The sequence below is a fragment of the Aurantimicrobium sp. genome (assembly GCF_036667855.1).
GTDB lineage: Bacteria > Actinomycetota > Actinomycetes > Actinomycetales > Microbacteriaceae > Aurantimicrobium.
Map to the genome: position 1 here is coordinate 1 of NZ_JAVWTF010000062.1, position 6265 is coordinate 6265.

General features: G+C 49.0%; 6 protein-coding genes. All 6 read right to left on the reverse strand.

What is annotated here, in order from left to right:
- Positions 1-610 (reverse strand): haloacid dehalogenase-like hydrolase (locus tag RR877_RS09310; RefSeq protein WP_332628017.1); only part of this gene is annotated, 610 nt, incomplete at its 3' end.
- Between the two features lie 60 nt (positions 611-670).
- Entirely contained in the window at positions 671-1051 is a 381-nt protein-coding gene (locus RR877_RS09315) for a RidA family protein (protein WP_332551558.1), read from the reverse strand.
- Between the two features lie 15 nt (positions 1052-1066).
- The gene (locus RR877_RS09320; RefSeq protein ID WP_332551559.1) at positions 1067-2317 is read right to left on the reverse strand and encodes an FAD-dependent oxidoreductase; all 1251 of its coding nucleotides are present in this window, start codon (positions 2315-2317) and stop codon (positions 1067-1069) included.
- On the reverse strand, positions 2314-3750 hold the full coding sequence (locus tag RR877_RS09325; RefSeq protein WP_332628019.1) for an NAD(P)/FAD-dependent oxidoreductase: 1437 nt from the start codon (positions 3748-3750) through the stop codon (positions 2314-2316). The genes RR877_RS09320 and RR877_RS09325 overlap by 4 nt, the downstream gene beginning before the upstream one ends.
- 12 nt (positions 3751-3762) lie before the next feature.
- A complete protein-coding gene (locus tag RR877_RS09330; protein WP_332551519.1) occupies positions 3763-5178 on the reverse strand; it encodes an FGGY family carbohydrate kinase in 1416 nt (471 codons plus the stop codon).
- Positions 5179-5184: 6 nt separating this feature from the next.
- Positions 5185-6265 (reverse strand): amino acid permease (locus tag RR877_RS09335; protein WP_332628021.1); only part of this gene is annotated, 1081 nt, incomplete at its 5' end.

Here is a 6265-nt window from a genome sequence, read left to right on the forward strand (position 1 = left end):
TGGAAAGCATCTTTACTAACTTCCGTTTGGGGTTAACCAAAACAGCTTTTTGCGATGCCCTAATTAATGGTAGATCTGCTGCTGAATCGGTATAAACAGTAGTTATACGCGGGTAAACGTCTGCCAAAATGAGCGACTGAACTTTGTTCTGACCGACATTGTGATGAGTTATTTCGATTCCATTTGGTAAAGCACTAAATGTTGAACCTAGAACCTGAGTCTGACCCATTCCCAGTAATTTGAGCAGCCCCTTCACCAACTCTGTGTCTGCACCGGTCGCCACGACGATTTCCTCGCGAGGTAACTTCATGACCTCCTGACAAATTTGAACATTGAATTTGTTTGGATTTTTTGTGTATAAATCCAAAACTTCATTGAGTAGTTCTGAATATTCAAGTCTTGTAATCCCAGCAAACAACTTTGTTATCGCTCTGCGATTGAGACGAGCTCTAGCTTTGTCATTTCTCGCAGCCAAAGCATTAGGAATCAGTGCTGCAAGCTTGAAAATTCTTGCTGGATAACGCCTCAAAAAGCGATTTATGAGGTCAACAGTTACGTCCCCGGAAACTAGTACTCCATCGAAATCTATAACGTACTTCACTGCGCTCATGGGAATAGTTCCGAAATCCTGCGGAGCTTGGAGGCCATACGTCCCGCAGGATTTCGGAGGTTAGAGAATTACTGCGTCAGCTTCAATTTCGACGATAAGTTCGGGAGCAGCTAGAGCACCAACTTCAACGACGGCAGTAACAGGACGAATGTCTCCAAAGATTTCACCGTGGACAGCTCCAACTGCATCAAAGTGACTCATATCGGTGAGATAGAGACGTGTGCGAACAACATCTTCAAAAGATGCCCCTGCTTGCTTCAAAGCCGCCTCGATCTTCTCGAAGATAACTCGTGTCTGAGCAACGGCTTCAGCCTCGCCGGTTTGACCTTGGGCAGCTCCTGAAGTTGTTCCTGCAACAAAGACAAGGTTGCCTGCCTTTACGGCGCGAGAGTAGCCAAGCTGAGGTTCGCGAGGAGAGCCAGAGGAGATATTGGTACGCATATTGTTCTTTCTTTTCTAATTAATGGAGATGACGATGTCGCCAGCGGAATAGTCGATGTTCTTGAGGACACTGCTTGGAATACGGAATACTCGACCGGGTGCTGCTGGCCACCAAAGTCGTTTCTGGGCAACTAACTTGCCCTTCTGACGCACAGCTACACGAGGAAAGTAAATCAACTTGTCGGACCAGGAAAGCAATCTTCCGCGGGCAGCTTCCTGGTCATCAGACCTGATCAGAGCAGGTGAAATCCATCTCAATGGTTCCTCTACTTGAATTGAGGCTGAAAGGTTGCTTGCCTTCTTACCGTTGAGGTATTCCACGACGGGTTTTACAACTGCTGAACCATCAAGCGCTGCAACATCTGCAGTGTCTACGGGGTGCAACATATTTCCGACAGCAAATACTCCGGAAATATTTGTTCTAAATTCGGTGTCAACTACTGGCCCCTTGGTACCAGAGTCCAATTCCACACCAGCAGAACGAGCAAGTTCATTGTCTGGAATCCAGCCGCCAGTGAAAACCACTGTGTCACAAGAAATTATTGTTCGTTTGCCTGTCTTAGTGTTTTCAATTTCGACAGCTTCAACGCGTGGCTTTCCGATCACTCGCGTGACTCGAGAATTCTTCGCAACTTTAGCGCCGAAGTAAAACTTTCCCGGAACTGAAAACAGTGAATATGAATCAACCTGTGGATATTCAGTCGTCAGCATGACTGTTTTACATCCAGCATGCTTCAACGAAAGTGCAGCGGACCAACTCACAAGTTCCGCGCCAATAATCACTGCGCGCTTACCAACTGTTTCATGTTTGATGTGAACAAGATTTTGAAGTTGTCCAGTCGTAATCACTCCGGCGCTTCGATCGCCAGGAATCATTCGAGCAGCTCTGGCGCGCTCTCGCGCACCAGTTGCAAGAATTACAACATCCGCTTGGACTTCATATCTGCCCTGGGGTGTGGTGACGTTAAAGCTCTTTTCTCCGGTCCAATCCGTCACTGTTGCTTGTGCAACTAATTCAGCTCCAGCTTTTTCTGCATTAGAAACTAGAATCCGAGCATATTTTGGGCCTGTAATAAATTTGCCCATGTCACGGATTCCATACCCAGGGTGGTCACTGTGTCTTGGAATGCCTCCAAGCTGGGACTCACGATCGAAGACGGTAACTCCACCAGGAATGAGTTTTGCCAAACCAGCTGCTGCTTGAAGCCCTGACGGTCCTCCACCAATGATTGCTACTGAAACTTTTTTAACTTCCGAGATGCTCATCGGGCAACCTTCTTACTTGAAACCTCTTCAGGCTTAGGAACATTCGAGCCTTTGCAATCAAATATTTCCTTGACCTCTGCCCCGCAGAAGAAACCTTGGCAACGCCCATTTTGGGCACGGGTACGACGGCGAAGCCCATCTAACGTGCTGGGTGGAATAGGTGATTCGAAAACATCGCGAATTTCTCCCGCAGTGACCCGCTCACAGAAACACACAACCTTGCCGTATGCAGGGTCAGCTTTGATGCGTGCTTGATCCTGATAGGGGCGCAAGAAAGATTCACCAATATTTGGCATGTGGGGTGGTGGAGGTAACTTTGCTTTTTTCTCAAGTTTTATAACTGAGGACTTACTTAGGATTTCGTCTACGTACTCACCGATTGCGATACCAGAAGTTAAACCAGTTGATCGAATTCCGCCAACGACCATGTACTTCTGAGTTTCATCCAAATCAATGAGGTAATCCGGATAGTCACTCGCGGCTCTCAGGCCGGCATACGTTGCTGTTACTTCCTCTTGGAGAAGTTTGGGCATGAGTTTTTCACCCTTGGATAGGAGGAACTCAAAACCACTCTCCGAGGTGCCTGTTGCACTTCGATCTCCAAGGTCTTCTGCGGTGGGCCCAAGCATGACGTTTCCGTAAATCGTCGGACTGACGAGGACACCCTTACCTAAAGCGGTAGGCACGGGTAAAACAATCTTCTTTACAAGTGGTCGAGCCTGCTTGTCGTAAACAATTAATTCACCACGACGTGGGGTGATGTGGAATCGGTCATAACCAAACATCTGGTCAATGTAATCTCCGCCAAGGCCCGCTGCGTTAATGATGAGTTTGGCTTGAATCTCGCCTGCATCACTCTTCAACGTGGTGTGGCTCAGTCCTTTTTCAACTGAAGTAATTTTGTGACCTAATTTGAGTTCGACGCCTCTGAGCACTGCCTCAGTTGCCAAAGCCAAATTGGTTGTCCACGTGCAAATAATCGACTCGCCGGGGACAGTCAATCCACCCAGGACTCCTGGACCTAGATCTGGAACATGGTGATAAACGTAGGCCTCGTCGACAATTTCCGTCTTCTTGTAGCCGTTTTCTTCAGCCTTCTTTTTGAGACTTGGGAGAACATCCAGTTGCTCTTTGTCCCAGGCAACCAGGATTGCCCCTGTTGGCTCCACTGGAATACCCGTGGCTTTGGCATATTCAGAAAGCAACGTGTACCCGCGGCTCACAAGCCGAGATTCAAGTGTTCCTGGCTTTGCATCAAAGCCAGTGTGCAAAATTGCAGTGTTAGCTTTACTCGTTCCATCTCCCACGTCAGAACGAGAATCGACCAAAACCACATTGAGGTTGTATTCCCCAAGTTGGCGTGCGATTGCTGAACCTACGATTCCTGCACCGATTACAGCGACGTCGTAAACCGGATTAATTACCTTGCTCATATCTACTTCTTCCTACAGTGCAGAATCTGCAGCTGTTGCCCATGCAGTTCTAAACTCTTGCGCTTGTTCTGATCGCCACTTTGGTTCAAATACGTGAGAAGGAGCCCATTCAATTACTGAGTCCTTAATCCATCCCCCCGACTTGGAAGCAACCCGAGCGAGGGCTGCCGCACCAAGTGGAGTCGCATGTTGCGATGGGTAAATCTCAATCGTTCTCTGAGTGAGATCTGCCACCGATTGCATCAATACAGCGCTTTGTGTGAGTCCACCGTCAACTCGAAGGGTTTTCAAAGCAGACCCCATATCGCTTTCGACAAGATCTACTAACTCAGCAACTTGTGCGGCGATACCTTGCAGCACAGCAAGAATGAAATGGCTTGGTTCCGAAGATAAAGTGATTCCGGAGAAGCTCGCTTTGACATCTGGGCGCCATCTTGGTGCCGCCAGCCCAGCGAAAGCTGGAACGCTGTAAATACCGTCATGGTGGGAAGCAGCCTTAATGTCCAGTTCGCTTGCCGCATTAATGAAGCCCATTTGCTTGAGCCATCTCACAGCTGATGCAGCTGTATAAACCTGGCCATCAAAGCAGTAAGCAGTCTCGAGCTCCGTACGCCACGCGAAACTAGCTGCGAGCTTTGCTGAAGATCGCACAGCTCGCTTTCCTGTATTTGCTAGTAAAAATGCTCCAGTACCGAAGGTGCATTTAGCTTCGCCGACTTCGAGGCACTTCTCAGCGAGGAGAGCCGCTTGTTGATCAACTATCAATCCGCCAACTGGCATGATTCCACCGAAATGACGGGTTACTCCCGCGATTTCATCAGAGTTAAGGATCTTAGGGAGCTTTTCGTCCTGTAGATCAAAATGGGAGAGTAATTCTCGATCCCATTCGCCTGTATCAAGATCCGTAACTAAAGAACGGCTTGCGGTCGAAACATCGGTAACGAATTCGCCAGTGAGCTGATGTAGCAACCACGAGTCAGAAGTTGTCACAACACCTTGTTTGGTTACATTCTCACGAATCCAAGCCTGCTTTGGAGCGCTGAAGTAAGGGTCCAAGACCAGGCCAGTTTTCTGTTCGAAAATTTCTGACTTGTCCTGAAGGCGGTTGGTGACAGATTCTGCACGACGATCTTGCCAGACCACCATGTTGCTCAGTGGTTCCCCAGTCTTAGGGTCCCAAGCCAGAACAGTTTCACCCTGGTTTGCAATTGTGACGATGTCCACCAGGGCGCGCGACTGATCAACAGCCGCACGCCCTGCCGCAACGACAGAGTCCAAAAGTTCCTGAGGGTTTTGCTCTACAGCTCCACCACTTGAGTACGCAGGAGTTACTGCGATTTCACTCAAGCCCAGTATGTTGCCTGCTGGATCAACAACTACTGCCTTAGTACCTGAAGTACCCTGATCGATTGCGAGGACGGTCGTCATTTCCCTTTAGTTCCCCTTGTGTGCTGCGTCTGCATCAAGTTCAGCATCAATTGAGTGGAGATCAGGCATTGAAAGGCCCTTAGCTCCGCCGCGAACGACGAGAAGGAAGATGAGATACAGAGCACCGATGGCGACCATGATTCCCACATAAATCCATGCGTTCAAGAACGCAGCGTCGCGGAAGATTGCAAGCTCAAAGATCAGCCAAATGGAAGCCAGGATGATGACAGGAACTTCCCATTTTCCGAGAGTGAATCCCTTGCTTGGAGGAAGCTGCTTGCGCTTGACGATGTACAGCACCACTGTCGCTGCATAGATAACCGCAGGGAGCAATGTAGCTGCACCAAAGAGCAGGAAGAGAGTGTCAGTCTGCTCTGCGAATAGCGCAAGAATCAATTCAGCAACAACGGTGTAGAACACAGTTGCTGCAAGAGGAGTTCCAGTGCTCTTGTTGATGCGGCCAAGGACCTTGTGGCCGGGGAAACGCTCGTCACGAGCCATTGCCCAAGTGAGACGGACACCCGTAAGCATGATGACCATGCCACAAGCGAAGATTGCGATAACAACCATAACCAGCAACGCGGTTCCAACGAATGGCCCTAGTACGCGAGTAATCACATCTGCAATTGGGGTTGACGAGGAAGCGAGTTCAACTGGATCCCCAGCAAGCATGGTGACGACCACAATAAACAGGAAGCCAATGATGCCCGAGGCAAGTACAGCCTGAATCATGGCCTTGGGAACCACGACTGCAGGGTGCTTGGTTTCTTCAGCCAAGTTAGCGGCAGATTCAAAACCAACAATAGTGAAAGCGCCCAGAAGAGTACCCATAATCCATGGGCCTGCTGTTGTGAGCGTTCCAATTGAGAAATATCCCTCGGCTGGAATAGCACCAGTCGAGAAGAGGTTTCCGATGTTGAGTTCCTTCGCGATGATACCTACTACAAAGAGAAGTACAACAAGAAGAATCATGCCGATCAGTTCTGCAGAAACTGCAAAGTTGTTCAAACGTGTAGTCCACTTCATGGAACCACCAACGAGTAGACCCTGAGCGACCAACACGATTGCGGTGATAACCCACGCGTTT

Coding starts and splice junctions, on each gene's coding strand:
- RR877_RS09325 (WP_332628019.1), bottom strand. CDS start 3,750: ATGAGCAAGGTAATTAATCCGGTTTACGACGTCGCTGTAATCGGTGCA.
- RR877_RS09330 (WP_332551519.1), bottom strand. CDS start 5,178: ATGACGACCGTCCTCGCAATCGATCAGGGTACTTCAGGTACTAAGGCA.
- RR877_RS09315 (WP_332551558.1), bottom strand. CDS start 1,051: ATGCGTACCAATATCTCCTCTGGCTCTCCTCGCGAACCTCAGCTTGGC.
- RR877_RS09320 (WP_332551559.1), bottom strand. CDS start 2,317: ATGAGCATCTCGGAAGTTAAAAAAGTTTCAGTAGCAATCATTGGTGGA.